The 16,776-nt window shown below is 60.5% G+C and carries 15 protein-coding genes; 7 read left to right on the top strand and 8 right to left on the bottom strand.

All coding sequences use genetic code 11. From position 1 onward, the window contains the following. Window positions 1–28: 28 nt before the first annotated feature. Complete coding sequence (locus EL361_RS12535; RefSeq protein WP_126380041.1) at window positions 29–1,057, top strand: succinylglutamate desuccinylase/aspartoacylase family protein; 1,029 nt, start codon at window positions 29–31, stop codon at window positions 1,055–1,057. 29 nt (window positions 1,058–1,086) lie between these two features. On the opposite strand, the gene EL361_RS12530 is transcribed toward EL361_RS12535, so the two are convergent. The 8 genes from EL361_RS12530 to glpA form a co-directional block, all read right to left on the bottom strand. After that, window positions 1,087–1,998: a radical SAM protein gene (locus EL361_RS12530; protein ID WP_126380039.1), complete on the bottom strand. Its 912-nt coding sequence runs from the start codon at window positions 1,996–1,998 to the stop codon at window positions 1,087–1,089. A 178-nt stretch (window positions 1,999–2,176) separates the two neighbouring features. Then, window positions 2,177–2,713: a DUF2628 domain-containing protein gene (locus EL361_RS12525; RefSeq protein WP_172961738.1), complete on the bottom strand. Its 537-nt coding sequence runs from the start codon at window positions 2,711–2,713 to the stop codon at window positions 2,177–2,179. A 246-nt stretch (window positions 2,714–2,959) separates the two neighbouring features. Next, window positions 2,960–3,910 (bottom strand): hypothetical protein, encoded by a 951-nt coding sequence (locus EL361_RS12520; protein ID WP_126380035.1) that lies wholly within the window; start codon window positions 3,908–3,910, stop codon window positions 2,960–2,962. Window positions 3,911–4,138: 228 nt separating this feature from the next. Continuing rightward, window positions 4,139–5,653: a glycerol kinase GlpK gene (glpK, locus tag EL361_RS12515; protein ID WP_126380033.1), complete on the bottom strand. Its 1,515-nt coding sequence runs from the start codon at window positions 5,651–5,653 to the stop codon at window positions 4,139–4,141. An 11-nt stretch (window positions 5,654–5,664) separates the two neighbouring features. Further along, the gene (locus EL361_RS12510) at window positions 5,665–6,636 is read right to left on the bottom strand and encodes a CoB--CoM heterodisulfide reductase iron-sulfur subunit B family protein (protein ID WP_126380031.1); all 972 of its coding nucleotides are present in this window, start codon (window positions 6,634–6,636) and stop codon (window positions 5,665–5,667) included. Further along, window positions 6,633–8,360: a 4Fe-4S dicluster domain-containing protein gene (locus tag EL361_RS12505; protein WP_126380029.1), complete on the bottom strand. Its 1,728-nt coding sequence runs from the start codon at window positions 8,358–8,360 to the stop codon at window positions 6,633–6,635. The genes EL361_RS12510 and EL361_RS12505 overlap by 4 nt, the downstream gene beginning before the upstream one ends. Next, on the bottom strand, window positions 8,357–9,709 hold the full coding sequence (gene glpB / locus EL361_RS12500; protein ID WP_126380027.1) for a glycerol-3-phosphate dehydrogenase subunit GlpB: 1,353 nt from the start codon (window positions 9,707–9,709) through the stop codon (window positions 8,357–8,359). Before glpB ends, EL361_RS12505 begins: the two co-directional genes overlap by 4 nt. Further along, window positions 9,706–11,319 carry an anaerobic glycerol-3-phosphate dehydrogenase subunit A gene (gene glpA / locus EL361_RS12495; RefSeq protein ID WP_126380025.1) on the bottom strand — a complete coding sequence of 538 codons (1,614 nt, stop codon included), beginning with the start codon at window positions 11,317–11,319 and terminating at the stop codon, window positions 9,706–9,708. The genes glpB and glpA overlap by 4 nt, the downstream gene beginning before the upstream one ends. Before the next feature lie 388 nt (window positions 11,320–11,707). Between glpA and EL361_RS12490 the strand changes: the two genes are divergently transcribed. From EL361_RS12490 to EL361_RS12465, 6 genes are all read left to right on the top strand, one after another. After that, window positions 11,708–12,442, top strand: coding sequence for a DeoR family transcriptional regulator (locus EL361_RS12490; RefSeq protein ID WP_476698602.1), 735 nt, complete (start codon window positions 11,708–11,710; stop codon window positions 12,440–12,442). A gap of 103 nt (window positions 12,443–12,545) precedes the next feature. Then, the gene (locus EL361_RS12485; RefSeq protein WP_172961737.1) at window positions 12,546–13,628 is read left to right on the top strand and encodes an ABC transporter ATP-binding protein; all 1,083 of its coding nucleotides are present in this window, start codon (window positions 12,546–12,548) and stop codon (window positions 13,626–13,628) included. A gap of 13 nt (window positions 13,629–13,641) precedes the next feature. Then, window positions 13,642–14,727 (top strand): ABC transporter ATP-binding protein, encoded by a 1,086-nt coding sequence (locus EL361_RS12480; protein WP_126380023.1) that lies wholly within the window; start codon window positions 13,642–13,644, stop codon window positions 14,725–14,727. 11 nt (window positions 14,728–14,738) lie between these two features. Beyond that, complete coding sequence (locus EL361_RS12475; RefSeq protein ID WP_126380021.1) at window positions 14,739–15,608, top strand: carbohydrate ABC transporter permease; 870 nt, start codon at window positions 14,739–14,741, stop codon at window positions 15,606–15,608. 1 nt (window position 15,609) lies between these two features. Next, window positions 15,610–16,413: a carbohydrate ABC transporter permease gene (locus EL361_RS12470; RefSeq protein ID WP_126380019.1), complete on the top strand. Its 804-nt coding sequence runs from the start codon at window positions 15,610–15,612 to the stop codon at window positions 16,411–16,413. A gap of 21 nt (window positions 16,414–16,434) precedes the next feature. Beyond that, window positions 16,435–16,713, top strand: a complete 279-nt coding sequence (locus EL361_RS12465) for a DUF2160 domain-containing protein (RefSeq protein ID WP_126380016.1) — start codon at window positions 16,435–16,437, stop codon at window positions 16,711–16,713. Window positions 16,714–16,776: the final 63 nt, after the last annotated feature.

Here is a 16,776-nt window from a genome sequence, read left to right as displayed (position 1 = left end):
CTCAAAGAGATAACTAAAGGTGGTTCCCATGGCACAGGCATCAATTGAATTGGCGGGGCAGGTGATTGCTCCGGGGCAGAAGGCCACGGTGCTCTTGCCCGTGGCGGAGACCTATCTGCGCCAGGACGCAAGAATGCCCGTGCATGTCTTCCACGGCAGGCGGCCTGGCCCCCGGCTTTTTGTCTGCGCTGCCATTCATGGGGATGAATTGAATGGCATCGAGGTTGTGCGCAGGCTGACAAGCCTGAAGCGTTTATCCTCCATGGCGGGAACCCTGTTTGCCGTGCCCGTAGTTAATCTCTACGGGTTTATGGGCAACTCGCGTTATCTGCCCGATCGGCGGGACTTGAATCGGTTTTTCCCAGGGGCCAAGGGTGGTTCGCTAGCGTCGGAACTGGCGCAGGTCTTGTTCAAGAATGTGGTGAGTTATTGCGATTACGGGATCGATCTGCACACCGGCTCTAACCATCGACGCAATCTGCCCCATTTGCGGGGTGACATGTCCGACCCCGAGGTCCTGGCCATGGCCCGGGCTTTTGGTGCGCCTCTGGCGTTGGAGTCGCCCGGTGCCAAGGGCTCGCTGCGGGGTGCTGCAGTGGCCAAGGGCGTGAAGATGCTGACTTACGAAGCCGGTGAGGCCCTGCGTCTGGATGAAGTGTCCATCAAGGCCGGAGTGCGAGGGTTGACCTCGGTCATGGAACACCTGGGGATGCTGTCCACCAGGAAAAGGTCTGTGCGCAGTTCCCTAACCATGCAGGTGGCATTGAACAGTTCCTGGGTCCGGGCCACGATGAGCGGCCTGCTCCAGTCTCGGGTTAAGCTGGGCCAGTTGGTAAGCAAGGACCAGATTCTGGGCTTCATTCATGATCCGTTCGGTACCCAGTCACTTGAGCTGACGTCCCCTCGGCAAGGGGTGGTCATTGGCTTGCAGTCATTGCCTTCGGTCTACAAAGGCGACGCACTGGTTCATTTGGGCAGCTTTGAGGCCCCGGCAAAGGCCGAAGCCCTGGTGGACGAGTTCTCGGAACTGATGAATCAGGACAGCGGTTTGGCCTGAGCTGCGTAGTCGGTCATGGGCTGTAGCAGCTATGCCCCGTAAGCTTGGAGTGGGGCGAGATGGATGGGGAACGTGTCCAGCAATGCCTTGCGCACCTGATAGCAGAGGTGGCAGGCGTCCACATAGCCCTCCGAAAATCCCTTCTTGTGATCCAGTCCGTATTTTTGGGCCAACCTTGTCGGCCCACCTTGCATCAGTGGACCACAGATGGGGTGATCTTCGGGATTGTATGCGCTCATGACTTCGGCCAGGGGGCGTTCCCATACATTGCCGATGGAGATGCCCTGGCAGAGTTGCACGTGGCCGTAAGCATCAATGTGCACGCGCCCTGGCATGCCAAAGTCTTCATCCGTGCACTCGGTGAATTCCCGCCAATAGGTCAGGGGCAAGCCATTGGTCAGTTTCTCTACCGCCCGGCCCCGGAACCGGACCCCGCCTCCCACAATGGGGGCACCTCTACCCCTTTCATATTTAGTGGTCTCGATCGTTTTTGGCGACTCGATGGTAAAGGCCTGTTGGGCAATGCCCAGTTCTTGGGCGGCCTGGAGTGCGGCCTTGGCTGGTGAGGGGCTGGCTTCGCCATGGTGGAGCTCATCGTCACTGACGTTCAGGGTACTCAACCCGGCCTCGACCAGCGGTTTCAGCCAAGCCTTGGCGTCCTCGCTGTCCTGCGCCCAGTAGCCGTTGCTGATGACTTCGGTTTCGAACCCGAGCTTGTGCGCATACTCGATGCCGCGCAGCATGATCGGATAGAACAGGAAGGGTTCGCCGCCCTCGATGGAAATCTTGCGCACGGTCTTCAGTGCAGCGGCCTGATCCAATAATTCCGTGAACTGGGCCAGGCTGAACGCGCCTTCCGAGCCGGGCGAACAGTGCAGAAAGCAATGGTCGCACTGATAGAGGCATGTGTAGCTGAGGAGTATGTGAACACCGTTAAGCATGATTATGCAGTAATCTATGTAGAGAGCTGGCGCAAGGGGGATGATGGACTTGCCTGATGTCTTCCATACTGCAAGTTACGAAGGACGAGCAGGAGGAAGTATCTGCGCGAATGACAAGGGCCGAGTGAATACCCGGCCCTTCTGCTGCTGTTGATTGAGAGCGCCTAGCGAAAAGGGGCTACATGGTACCTCCGCCACCGTTGCCAATGACGGTCAGGAGAACGGCGGTGATGATCAGCAGGAAGCAGAACAGTGCAATGCCGCCTGCAATACTGGAGGTGCCTCCGGCAGACTTCAGATAGGCGTCGCGTTCATCACCGAAGATTCCCATCTCGTTGGCCTTGACCAGGTGTTCCAGGGCCTTGTTGATATAAAATTGCTTGGCAAAGAGTGCGAAGGCTATGGTCATTGCCGACGAACCGGGGTCCTTGATTCCCATGGCTTCCATCGCAAGTGAGAGACCCACAGGAAGAATGATGGTTATTGCTCCAAAGAGGTACATCTTGCGATAGAAGAACCAGACGAAGCCTGTCAGGAAGGTGACCCAACTGAATGTCATGGCGAAATGGCCTGGTTCTTTGGCGGCTTTTTTCTTCTCGTAGATTTTCAGGAAGTGTTCACTACGAGGCCCGAAAAAGTGGGCCAGATCCTTGCGAATGCTCTCCTGGTCTGGTTCCAGGTAGAGCAGATTGATGGCGTCCGTCTTTTTGGACATTTCCCCCTCCCAACGGTTTGCAGGTGAATCAGCCCTGATGTGCGACGGCATCGCTGGCTGCGATTGGTCCTGCTATAGTTGCAAGTGCATACCAGTTTGTGTGCCGCGGCGCAATATTCATCGGCACATCAGTGGGTTAGGTTAGAGAAAATGATTGATAGGGCAGGGGGACGTCAGCGCTGACAACCCCTGATGTCAATGGCAGGAATGAATTGCCATTCAAGACAGCAGATCAGGGGCTTGCTGCTACATGAATGAAGAGTTCAGACCACAAGCCGGGGCCAGCATGGGCAGGGGCGGGAAGAAGCGCGAGGCACTGACATGGTTCAGTTTCGCTGTAACGGTGTCCATCCCTTCGGCGCTGAAGAACACACTGTCCTCGGCGAAGTCCAGAAACAGCGGCGTCGGCTCCGGGGTTTCGCCATCGCAGTAGCTGTTGCGCAGCGGGGGCGAGATGTGCCTGGTGCCGCCATCCTCGCTGCTGATGGTAAAGGTGTGCGAGACAGTGCCCAGCCCGAGGATCGTGCCATCCTTGGCAAAACGCAGGGAGTTGCTGTCCCCGCTGATGCCCACGGCATCGGGATTGAAGGCCAGCAGTTCGCCCAGGGGGGTGGGCACGGCGCCGGGGTGGGCCGGTTCCAGGGACTTGACCTCGCCGCTGTCGTAAAAGGAGACACCGATCCGCGCGGCAATACTGGTTGAACGGTGCGGAACGTCAAGCCCCGTGCCCGGCCACAGGGTCAGGCTGCGCAGCGTGCCCTGCGGCGAAAAGTAGGCGCAGATGACAAGGGCCTCGATGGCCCCCAGCGGTGTCTGAATCTTCAGGGGGCTGGCCAGCTCTGCCTCATCCTCCTGACTCCAATAGCCGGAGAGGCGGCCGTTCAAGGGGAAGACGCGTTTGAGTGCCCCGTTTTCGTAGAAGCCGAGCAGTTCGGCGGGCATGGGGCCGATGGGGGTGGAGATCATGGTCTGCTCTTCCAGCGGCAGCAGGCGCAGCATGCCGTTTTCATGGAAGGAGATGCTGGGCAGTTGGCGCTTGCGCAGGGTGTTGCCCGTGAACTGGGGGATGAGTTCACCGTACTCTGTTTGCAGGGCGCAGAACTCAGCGGCAATGCAACTGCGCACGGTTCCCGATGCGTGATACTCCGAACCGGGCAGGGCCTCGATCATTCCGAATGGCGTGGTAACGCTGGGCATGGCACACTCCTTTGCCTTGGGCAAAGCATCAAACGTGCCACTGCTAAACGTATAATATTGTTGGTTTTGACATTTCTAAGAGGGTGACATGCCGACAAAATGGAAAGGTTTTGGGTACGTTTTTGTAGGTCACTTGTTTGGATCGGTCAGTAAACGGGGGCTGTAGCTTTCGCCACAACCCCCGCCTGAGTGTATTCAACGTCTCTTCGAGAACTCTCTCCCGCTGTCCTACTCCACCCAGTCAAAGGTCCGCTGCACGGCCTTTTCCCATCCGTGGCAGGCCTCGGCGCGGGCATCGGCTTCCATGGCGGGTTGCCAGGTGCGGTCCTCGGCCCAGTTCTGCCTGAGTTCGTCCAGGCTTCCCCAGTAGCCCACGGCCAGTCCGGCAGCGTAGGCCGCACCCAGGCAGGTGGTTTCCGAGACCTTGGGCCGGATCACTGGCACGTCCAGAATGTCCGACTGGAACTGCATCAGCAGGTTGTTGGCCACCATGCCGCCGTCCACCTTCAGGCTGGTCAGGTCCGTGCCCGAATCGCGGTTCATGGCCTGCACGATGTCGCGGGTCTGATAGGCATTGGCCTCCAGCACGGCGCGGGCGATATGGTGCTTGGTGGCGTAGCGGGTCAATCCGCACATCACGCCGCGGGCGTCGGGCCGCCAGTAAGGGGCGAACAGCCCCTGGAAGGCAGGCACGATGTAGACCCCGCCGTTGTCGTCCACCTTGGCTGCCAGTTCCTCCACCTCGGCTGCGTTCTGGATCAGGCCCAGGTTGTCGCGCAGCCATTGCACCAGGGCGCCTGCGATGGCGATGGAACCTTCCAGACAATAGAAGGGTTTCTCCCCACTCATCTGGTAGCCCACGGTGGTGATCAAGCCTTGTGTGGAGGGCACGGGCGTGTTGCCGGTGTTCATGAGCAGGAAGCAGCCTGTACCGTATGTATTCTTGGCCTGACCGATGTCGAAGCAGGCCTGACCCACCAGGGCCGCCTGCTGGTCGCCCAGCGCTCCGCACACGGGCACACGCGCGCCCAGAGGGCCGTCTTCCATGGTCGGGCCCCAGGATTCGCCGTCCGACGAGGGCACGATGCGCGGCAGACACTCGCGCGGGATACCCAGTTCACCCAGAATGTTGTTGTCCCAATCCAGGGACGTGAGGTCCATGAGCATGGTCCGGCTGGCGTTGGTCACGTCGGTTACATGTGCGCCGCCCCTAGGACCGCCGGTCAGCCACCAGATGATCCAGGTTTCCATGGTTCCGACAATGGCGCTGCCGTCGGCCATGGCGTGGGCCGCCTCGGGCACATTGTCCATGATCCACTTGATCTTGGGGCCGCTGAAATAGGTGGCCACGGGCAGGCCCGTGGTGGCGCGGAAGCGGTCCTGCCCGCCATTGGCGATGAGCTGTTTGCAGATATCGTGGGTGCGCGTGCACTGCCAGACAATGGCGTTGTAGAACGGTTTGCCCGTGCTGCGGTCCCAGACCACGGTGGTCTCACGCTGGTTGGTGATGCCGATGGCTGCCAGATCCGAGCCCTTGAGGCCGGCCTTGCGCAGTGCGCCCTGGATGACCTCGCCGGTATTTTTCCAGATCTCCATGGGATCGTGCTCGACCCAGCCGGGTTTGGGGAAGATCTGCTTGTGTTCCTTCTGGTCCACGGCTTTGATACGGCCTTTCTTGTCGAAGATGATGAAGCGGCTGCTGGTGGTGCCCTGATCCACCGCGCCGATGTATTGCTGTGCCATGTGTGTTCTCCTCATCTGCCTGTGGCATTGCTATCGTTTGCGGTGATCGGCTCACCGTCCGTGATCTTTCTAGTGTGTTCTTCATGCCCCAAGGACGAGGGATGGACAAGAGGCGCGGGCAGTTTGGTGAGTCCTACTTCCTCGGGTGACAGTCCGATGCCCAGCCCGATGAGCTGTGCGGCGAGCATGGCTGTGGGGGGATTGCCCGGTGGGTTGTTTATGTCCTGTGCAGCCACTGCGGTTTGCTCTTGCGCGGAGGGTTGCCCATTCTCATTGTCGGCAAACTGCATCTGACAATAGGTGCAGGCCGTGGCCAATATCTGTGCTCCGGCTTGGCGGGCGTCGGTCAGTTTGCGCTCCTTGAGCGCTTTGGAGAACTTGTCGCGCTTGCCACGCAGGGGGTGCCCGCAGCATTCCAGGCGCAGGTCCCACGGTACGGGTGTGACTCCCACCCGGCGCAGCAGACGCTCAAAGATGGTGGGGTTCAGGGGATCGTCGAAATTAGTGACGTTGCCCGGACGCAGTGCATGGCAGCCGTAATGTGCCGCCACGCGCAGCCCGCAGAGTCTGCCCCCGGCGCGGGCGGCCAGTTCGTCGGGCGGCACGTCCTGGTCCAGCACCGTGAGCAGGTGGAACACCTGCGGCTCCTCGGGCAGGATCAGCCCTTCGTTGGACAGTGTTGCGTTCACTTCGGCGCGCAGATCGTGGTTCTCGCGCAGCCAGTAGGCCGCGTGCTTCAAGGAACCAAAGCAGCATTTGCAGGGGGTCATGATGGGCAGGCCCGCGCCATGGGCCAGGGCCAGATTGCGTCCGGCGGACAGGGCCCAGGCCTCGAAGCTGCGGTGGCGCACAGGGTCGCCGCAGCAATTGAACTCCAGCGGTGCGAGATCGATCTTCAGGGCGTCGCACAGGGCGGTTACGGCCTGACCGTAGGCGGGTAGATGATGGGGGATTTTGCAGCCCGGGAAATACGCGTATCTCATGCCTCGCCCCCTTGGGTTTCGGGCTCATGCCCGGGGCTGGTTCCGGCCTCGTCCCAGGCCTCGGGATGTTCGCGCAGCCGCGCCCAGGCCAGGGTGCGCAGTTCGTAGAGCACGTCGGCTACGCGCACGCCCTGCGGGCAGTTTTCCTGGCATTTGTAGCAGGTCACGCAGCTCCAGACCATTTCCGCGCCCATGGCCTCTTCTTTCAGGCCCATGCGTAGCATGTTCATGATTTGCTGCGGGGTCAGGTCCAGCTCGCGGGCCGGGGCCTCGCTGCTGGCGACCACCGGGCAGACGCTGGTGCAGGTGGTGCACTGCACACAGCCCCAGAACGAGTCCCGATTGTCACAGATTTTTACGCTACGCGAAGCTTCAGCCAAAGCGGGTGGCAGGGAGCGCAGGGTTTTGGCCCAGTGTCGGGTTGGGCGCTGTTGAAGCACGGCGTGGGGTTCGTGCGGTCCGGTTATGCGCAGTCGCGCCTTGGACTGCATCCACAGATCCTGAAGATCGATGCCCGAGGGGCAGACCGTGGTGCAACGCAAACATTCGGTACAGATCTGACTGCCCTCGGCAAAGGCGCGCCGAGCCGGGGCATCGAGCCGCCCAGCGGCGTGGCGTTTGAGGGCGCCGAGCTTTTCCGAGGGCAGGATGTCCGGCGTGCCCAGCGCCATGAAGGACGGGGCCACGGAACAATGCTCGCTACAGGCTCCGCAATGGGTGCAGGCGTCCATGCCTATGGGGCGCAGTGCATCAGCCAGGGCCGGAGCAGCGCTGGCCGTGTCGCTTGTGGTCCTGCCTCGGCGCAGGGTCAGGTTGATGGGGGCGGACAGTGGGTGCATGAATTTGCCCCATGGCAGCAGCACCAGCCCCAGAAAACACAGGCCCACATGCAGGTAATAGAAGAGCAGGTCCGCCCGCAGGTTGTTCAGGATGTTGCCCAGCGGGGCCACGGCCTTGGCCAGTGGGTAAGACGCAAAGGCCGATGAGGGGCGCGAATGACAGTAGACGCAGCTTTCTTCGTTCAGTTCGCGGCCTTGGGCCAGGGCCTCGTCAGAGCGTGGCGGGGCCACGGGGAAGACCACCCCGTATTCGTCGGCCCAGAGCAGGCGCAGGGCATTGATCTCCGCCTCGTCATCGGAGCCGAGGTAGTCCTCGACCATGGAGTCGAATACGTGCGGTGAGATGATCTTGGAGGCTTCCAGGCCCACGCCAGAGAGCATGATGCCCGCGAGCAGAGCGATGAGTACCCAATCCTGCAGGCCTGTGGTGCGTTTGACCCGGGGTTGCGAGAGACGCCGCCAGGCCGCGATGCCCAGCCCGGTCAGGGCCAGCACGCCGAACAGGTTTCGCAGCCATTGGAACGGGTCCAAGGTCGGGGCGTAGTCCGAAAACCAGAGCTCGCTGGTCAGTTCATCCATGCCGTGCATGATGAGAAGACCCATGAAGCCCGTGAAGATGAGCATGTGCATCAGCCAGCGGTAGAATCCGTTGCTTGCGATGCGTCTTTGCAAAAGCCCGTCCACGATCAGGGCGCGAAGCCAGCGTGCAGCGGCACAGGGGGCGAGGCTGCGCAACAGTCCTTTGCCGAGAGCGGCAAGCCGGGCGCCCATGCCTGGGCGCGGTGCGGGGGCAACGGTCAATCTTAGCCAGCCGAGAATTTTCCAGATCAGGCCAAGGGCCGCCGCTGTCAGGGAGAGGAGCAGGCCGGTATCGAAAAAGGTCATGCCTTCACCGCCTTGCCCAATTCAGCCATGTCAGAGCTCGTTTCCTTTGTAGTGTCACGGCTCAGGGGTGCGGTGCGTAAACAATCATGGGCCGATTCCACGGCCTTCAGCGCCGTGGTGATGGCTAGCCCTGCCCCACATTTCTGACGCATCCAGTCCTGGTGGGCCAGGATGGACCCGGTGGCGAAGAGGTGCGGATGCGCGGCTTTGCCGTGTTCATCCAGAGGGCGAAGAGAGCTGTCTGTCTCGATGCCCGCCTGGTTCAGTTCGTGACCCTGTGGATCGTAAAAATCCTGGCTGTGCCAGTACTCACGTTTGACGGGTTGGTGCACGGGCAGCCCGAAAACCGGTTCGCGGATCTGTCCGCGTTCAGCCACAAGACCCTTGCCGAAGAAGCGGCCCGTGCCCAGGATCACCGCCTTGGCGCGGATCGTGGTCTCGGGGCGTTCCTTGCCCAGACGCAGTCGGAAGCCTCCGTCGTTCAACGCCTCCTGCGACAGGACCATGCGTTGGGAATACAGGCGCACCCCGCGTGGAGGCAAGCCCCGGTCAAAGGCTGCGCGTAGGCGCGACCCGGCCAGGGACGGAGGCATGGTGGGGATTTCGAATATCCGTGTGCCAAGTAGGTCTTCAAGGTCGGCGCGAACGGCCTCGGCCTGTTCGCGGCCAAGCAGTGCAGGGAAGCCCACGAATTGTTCCCCTTTCAGATGCGGGCGCACGGCTTCGGCCAGGATGCGGCGCAGTTCGGGGGCGTGCAGGGCCGTGGCCATATGATCGGGGTAGAGCTCTTCCTTCCAGCCGGGAAAATCGATGCGCTTGGTCCGTAGGCCGGGCCAGTCGGCTCCGGCCACTTCCCGGATCTGGGCAGCGGAAAAGCCCTTTAACCCGTGAAAGTCCACCAGCAGGCAGGGGGCCTTGCTGCGCAGAGCCTCGGCTCCGGCCCACATGGAACGCGGTGCGCGGAAGGTGTGCTTGGCCGTGCCCATGGCCGTCAGGATGCGTGTGTTTTTGTGGGTGTGGCCTTCCATGGGCATGCCCATGTCAGCCAGGAATGAACAGAACTCGTCAATGGCCCGGCTCATGGATTCGGGCTCCAGCAGGGCGTAGGGGTGCTGCGGGCTGTGCCCGCGCAGGGCCTGGATGCAGGCCCATGGATCGTCCCAGAGACGTTGGTCCTTTAAGGGATGTACGGCCATCAGGTCGATGAGTCCGGTGCTGAAATCGATACCACCCACGGACCCGGCCAGTCCTACGGAGAGTCCCCGGCTCGAGGCGAACAGCGCAGCCGCCATACCCGCCATGCCCGCGCCGATGACCATGAGATCGTAGCTGGTTTCAGTGTTGCTCATGATTGTTCCCCTTCAGGCTCGGTGCTGGAAGCGGCATGTGCCGTTTCCGTTGGCCCGGCTTCGGGGTTGGCAAGCTCCAGCTCGAAGACCGCACAGTGCAGGGCCTCCTGTAATTCGGCCTGCATCAGGTCCGTGCCCCAGAGTACCGGTGCCTTGCCACGCCAGCGGCGCTCGATGAATCGTCTGAGTTCGGTAAGGCCCTGCTGCCCGGAAAGTTTGTCGATGTCGTAGAGGTGCGCGGTGACGCGCGGGCCGCAGAATCCGCCCTGACAGGGGCCTTTGCCCACCCGGCTGCGCAGGCCGATGGCTGTGAGGGTCGAACGTCCGCGCATGTCGCCCATTTCATCGACAATGGCCGTGACGGTATCGCGTGAGACCATTTCGCATTCGCACAGGATTACGTCGCGCCGCCGCAGACGGTCCACCCAGGCTCGTGCCGATTCCCCGGCCCGGGTCCAGCGGCCCTTGGGCGACGCGGGCAGCGGGGCGCTACGGGTCAGGCAGGGCGCGTCGACCTTGAGCTTCTGGCAGATAAGGTCCGTGGCGCGTTCGGCCATCAGGCGGAAGGTGGTCAGTTTGCCACCGGTGATGGTCACGCAATTGTCCACCCCGTAGCGGCTGTGATCGATCAAGTCGAAGCCCCGGCTCACGGCGCGGTCGTCCCCGGCTTCACCATGGGAGACCAGCGGGCGTACCCCGGCATAGGCGCGCATGTAGCGGGTGGTTTCCAGCACGGGAATCATGGCGCGGGCATCGTCGATCATGCGGTCCACCTCGGCCACGGTCGGACGGCAGAGCTTGGGCGAATCGATGCGTACCGAGGTGGTGCCCAGAATGGAGACCGTGCCTCCGGGGACAAGAATGTCGGCATCCGCTGGGGGGCGCAGGCGGTTGACCACGCGTCGGGTGATGCGGTCCTGGGTGATGGCCAGGGTCCCCTGAGAGCAGAGCACAGTGATTTCTGCCCCGGCCATGCGGGCCAGGGGGCCGGTCCAGGCCCCCGCGGCGATGACGACCTGTTCGGCTTCAACGGTAAATGGAGTTCCCGTGGTTTCGTCCAAAAGTTGTACGCGGCCGATGCGTCCGTTCGTGCGGTCGAAGCCGGTGACCAGGGCATTACGCCGGACCTGTGCCCCCAGGCTGATGGCCTGGGCCAGATTGTCCAGGGAAAGCATGAACGGGTCGACGCTGGCGTCATCCACCTCAAAGGCGGCAACGATTCGATCTGACAGGGCGGGTTCCAGTTCCCGGGCGCGGGAGGGACTGACTTCGCGGCAGGGGACGCCGCTTTGTTCGCAGAGGGAGGGAAAGTCGTGGGCAAAGGTTTCATCGTCGCCATCAACGGCTACGAATAGTCCCCCACAGTCATCGATGCATTGTGGGGCCAAACGTTTCAGGAGTGCGCCTTCGTCACGGCATTCGGCGGCGGCTTCGGGGTCCGAGAGGACGTAACGGCCACCGCTGTGCAGCAGGCCGTGGTTGCCCCCCGAGGCTCCGGCATTCACATCCCGCCGTTCGACCACCAGACAGGGTACTCCACGCAGGGCGAGGTCTCTTGCGATGCCGGTTCCTGTTGCACCAGCGCCGATGATCAATACCGTTGTGTTCATAATTGATTCACTGCCCCATTCAAGTGAGATATGTCACGCATCGTTCACGTTGTTGATCATTCATTGATCATTCAATCGGTCGTATGTCCTTTTACGTTCAACATTTCTTTTCGCTTGTGACGAAAGTATGAACATGTTAGAGTTTTATCCGCATTTTTGAACAGTTTTTGTAGAGATATACAGGTTGATCCTAGCGCAAATTGAATATTGCGTCATTATCTTTCGAAACTAACCAGAATGAAATGGTTTTATTTTCGAAAGTGAAAAGAAAAAGGCGAGGGGTGGGGTATTGTCTAGACAAGCAGGGGCGAGTTGGTCTTCCGCGGGGGGCGGCAAGACAATTTCCAACGGCAAGCATGCGTCGGTCAGGCGTCGGCACGAACAGATTCTGGAGCAACTCCAGGTGGGGGGGTTCGTGGCGGTGGGCGATCTGGCCGAGCGGTTTTCCGTTACCCCCCAAACCATGCGTCGGGATATCAATACGCTGGCAGGCCAAGGCCTGGTGCAGCGTTTTCATGGTGGGGTAGGGCCAGCGCTCTCCACGGAAAACGTGGCCTACACCGACCGTCAAATTCTGTGCCGTGAGGAAAAACGGCGTATTGCCCGCGACATGGCCCGCTGCATCCCACCCAAGTCATCCCTGTTCATCAATATTGGCACCACCACCGAGGAAGTGGCCCGCGCGTTGCGAGGTCATGAACGTTTGCGAGTGATCACAAACAACCTGAACGTGGCAACAATTTTGACCGGACACGCAAATATCGAACTGATTGTGGCCGGAGGGGTGGTTCGCCACCGTGACGGTGGCATCGTGGGTGAGGCCGCTGCGGATTTCATCCGTCAGTTCAAGGTTGATTTCGGGATCATCGGCATCAGTGGCATCGATGCCGATGGCACACTGCTGGACTACGACTATCGTGAAGTCCGGGCGGCCAGGGCGATCATCGATAATTCGCGCAAGGTCTTTCTGGCCACGGACTATACCAAGTTTGGGCGTAACGCCATGGTCCGTCTCGGACATCTGTCCGAGATTGACGCATTGTTTACGGATAGAAATCCTCCGGCGGTCCTGGAGGAGGTTATGCGGGAATCGGAGGTTGCGCTGCACGTTGCGGGTGGGTGAACGCACCCGCTCCGGTGTCCGATGCAACCAAAATGAGAACCAAGGCAATCAGGCTCGACACGCGTCCTGACGGCGCGAAGGGCCATAGACTGGGAGACAGCAGGTGGGCCTGAGACTCACAGAAATCAACAAATCCGTCGATCAGGAGATGCATCTCGCGGATGTGTCTCTTGAGCTCGAAGCGGGCTCGCGTTACATCATTCTGGGGCGAACCCTGGCAGGGAAGACTTCGCTCTTGAGGATTATGGCCGGGCTGGATCGCCCAGGTACCGGAACGGTGTTGGCCGACGGCCAGGACGTGACCGGTGTGTCCGTGCGCAAACGCGATGTGGCCATGGTCTATCAGCAGTTTATCAACTACCCCTCGCTGACTATCTACGACAACATCGCCTCCCCCCTGAAGATGGCTGGAGTGTCCAAGGCCGAGATTGATCGGCGTGTGCGTGAAGTCGCCAAGACATTGCAGCTCGATCCCCTGCTGGATCGGTTGCCCGCAGAATTGTCTGGCGGCCAGCAGCAGCGCACGGCCATTGCCCGGGCATTGGTCAAGGAATCGCATCTGCTGCTTCTGGACGAGCCTCTGGTCAACCTGGACTACAAGCTCAGAGAGGAGCTGCGCGAGGAATTGCAGCACATCTTCAAGGAACGTGAGTCCATCGTTGTCTACACCACCACCGAGCCCACCGAGGCTCTGATGATGGGCGGCAACGTCGTGGTCATGGATGAGGGCCGTATCCTGCAGATCGGCAAGACCCCCGAGGTCTTCAACCATCCGTGCAACATGAAGGTGGCCGAGGTCTTCAGCGACCCGCCCATGAACTTCATCCCCGCACGGATCGAGGGTGAGCAGGCTCGCCTGAGTGCCTGCATGAAAGCCCCGCTCGTAGGCGCCCTGAAGGACCTGGGGCCGGGCGAATACACCTTTGGCGTGCGCGCCAGCCGCGTGTTTCTCAATCAGCGGCACGATTCAGACATCGGCCTGTGCGGTGAAGTCAGCCTGAGCGAGATCAATGGCTCGGAGACGTTCATCCATGTGGGGTGCGGCAGAATCAAGCTGGTGGCCCAGGAGGACGGGATTCACAAGATCGAGAGTGGCAGTAATCTGCCCATGTTCGTGAATCCGGAAGATTTTTACGTATTTGACGGGAACGGGGATATTCTGATTGCCCCGTCCGCCATCGACTAACTGGAGATCCACAGTGGCGCGAATCGACTTGCAAGAGGTGGCACACAGCTACCACCCCAATCCCAAGGGCCCTGAGGACTTTGTCTTCAAGCGTATCCACACGACCTGGGAGGATGGCGGGGCCTATGCCCTGCTCGGCCCTTCCGGCTGTGGCAAAACCACGATGCTCAACCTGATCTCCGGCCTGCTGGCTCCGTCGCATGGCAAGATTCTGTACGATGGTCGCGATGTGACTCACCTGCCGCCCGAGCAGCGCAACATTGCCCAGGTGTTTCAGTTCCCGGTGCTGTACGACACCATGAGCGTTTACAACAATCTGGCTTTTCCCTTGCGTAACCGTGGCGTGGCGGAGTCCGAAATCAAGGCGCGTGTGGGCGTCGTGGCCGAGATCCTTGGTCTGTCCGGTGATCTGGACAAACGCGCGGCCGGCCTGGCTGCCGATGCCAAGCAGAAAATCTCGCTGGGGCGGGGACTGGTGCGCAGCGACGTGGCTGCCATTCTGTTCGACGAGCCACTGACCGTCATCGACCCGCACCTGAAGTGGCAGCTGCGCAGAAGTCTGAAAGAGATCCACAAGGAATTCAAGCTGACGCTGATCTACGTGACCCACGACCAGGTGGAGGCCATGACCTTCGCCGATCAGATCGTGATTATGTACGGCGGTGAGTTGGTCCAGACCGGTGCACCCGATGAGTTGTTCGAGACCCCGGAGCATTCCTTCGTGGGATATTTTATCGGCAGTCCTGGCATGAATTTCATGGACTGCACCCTGGGGGACGGCGTGGCCCGGGCCAATGGCTCGTCCATCCCGGTGGATGCCCCGTACGCGGCACGCGCCGCCGAGACCGGGGGCGCCCTGAAGATGGGTATCCGTCCCATGTATCTGGAGGTACATGACACCGAGACTCCGGGCAGTGTTCCGGGCCGGGTGACTCATGTGGAGGATCAGGGGCACTGCAAGATCGTGACGGTCAAGCTGGGCGAGCTGAGCTTAAAGGCCCGTATCAAGGATGGCCGCGCCATCCCTGACGGAGCGTGCCATCTGCTGTTCCCGCCCGAAAAAATCAAGTTCTTTGCCGATGACCGGCTGGTGAAATAAGGGAGGCCTTCATGGAAAAATGGGAAAACAATAGGGCCTGGTTCCTGATCCTGCCTGTCTTCGTCATTGTGGCGTTTTCGGCCATCATTCCTCTGATGACGGTGGTCAACTATTCGGTACAGGACATCTTCGGCCCCGGGCAACGGTTCTTCATTGGCACCGAATGGTTCAAGGCCGTCTTGGCGGACACACGGTTGCACGACGCGCTGGGGCGCCAGTTGTTGTTCTCCGGACTGGTGCTGCTCATCGAGATGCCTTTGGGTATTTTGATCGCTTTGGGCATGCCAAAGAAGGGCTGGGGAGCGTCCCTGTGTCTGGTGCTGCTGGCATTGCCGCTGCTCATTCCATGGAACGTCATCGGCACCATCTGGATCATCTTCACCCGACCTGACATCGGATTGTTCGGGGCCACCGTCAATGCGTTGGGCCTGGGCTTTGATCATACAGCCCATGCCCTGGACGCCTGGGTCACGGTGATGTTGATGGAGGTCTGGCACTGGACGCCGCTGGTGGCGCTTCTGGCCTATGCCGGTTTGCGGGCCATTCCAGATGCCTTTTATCAGGCCGCCAAGATCGACGGCGCGTCCCGCTGGGCCGTGTTCCGTTTCATCGAACTGCCCAAGATGCGCGGGGTGCTGACCATTGCCCTGCTGCTTCGTTTCATGGACAGCTTCCTGATCTACGCCGAGCCCTTTGTGCTCACCGGCGGTGGACCGGGCAACTCCACGACGTTCCTGTCCATTTATTTGGTCAAGGTCGCCGTAGGCCAGTTCGACCTCGGTCCGGCAGCGGCATTCTCGCTGATCTACTTCCTGATCGTATTGTTGTTCTGCTTCCTGTTCTATCAGGCCTTGCAGTCCGTGGGAAAGGGGGAGAGCTAAGATGAAAATCAAGAAGAAATATATCGCACTGGGGTTCTATCTGCTGGTGCTCATGCTGCCCATCTACTGGATGCTGAACATGAGCCTGCGCACCAACTCGGACATTATGGGCAGTTTCGCCCTGTATCCCCATGATCCGACCCTGGTCAATTACATGAAGATCTTCGGGGACCCGTCGTGGTACTCGGGCTACATCAACACCATCATCTACGTCAGCATCAACACCGTGATCTCCTTGCTCACGGCGTTGCCCGCGGCTTACGCCTTTTCGCGGTTCCGCTTCATCGGCGACAAGCACGTCTTCTTCTGGCTCTTGACCAACCGCATGGCACCGCCTGCGGTCTTTCTGCTGCCGTTTTTCCAACTCTATTCGACCTTCGGACTCATCGATACTCACATCGCCGTGGCCCTGGCGCACTGCCTGTTCAACGTGCCCCTGGCGGTTTGGATTCTGGAAGGTTTCATGGGTGGCGTGCCCAAGGAGATCGACGAGACGGCCTTCATTGATGGCTACAGTTTTCCCCGTTTCTTCCTGACCGTATTCATTCCGCTGATTCGGGCGGGTATTGGCGTCACCGCGTTCTTCTGCTTCATGTTCAGCTGGGTGGAACTGCTGCTGGCAAGAACGCTGACCACCACCAATGCCAAGCCCATTGCCGCCACCATGACCCGCACCGTGAGTGCCTCGGGTCTGGACTGGGGCTTGTTGGCTGCGGCAGGCATCCTGACCATCGTGCCCGGGGCACTGGTGATCTGGTTCGTACGTAACCATCTGGCCAAGGGCTTTGCCCTGGGTCGGGTCTAACCCCACACAAGGAGCACCATCATGACTCTTGAATGGATGGCCTGGACTCCGGTGACCGCGGGGTTCTTTATCGTCATCGTGGCCATGCTGATCGGGATGACCATCTGGGAGGTTGCCTCCCCCAACATCGAACGCAAGGGGCTGCTGCCCATGGCCACCACCCGTGGTGACCGCCTGTTCATCGGGCTTCTGAGCAGTGCCTACATTCATCTGGCCTGGCTGGGCCTGACGGAGATGAGCCTTTGGATTGCCACTGTCCTCTCAGTCGTGTTCATGATCAGCATGATGCGCTGGGGCTAGCCCGCGCGGAGGTTGATCGGGCAGATCGGGCGATCCTGTCGTTAACGGGAGTATGTGCGAAAC

Source organism: Desulfovibrio ferrophilus (assembly GCF_003966735.1).
Lineage (GTDB): Bacteria > Desulfobacterota > Desulfovibrionia > Desulfovibrionales > Desulfovibrionaceae > Desulfovibrio_Q > Desulfovibrio_Q ferrophilus.
This window is presented reverse-complemented; position numbering and strand designations above follow the sequence as displayed.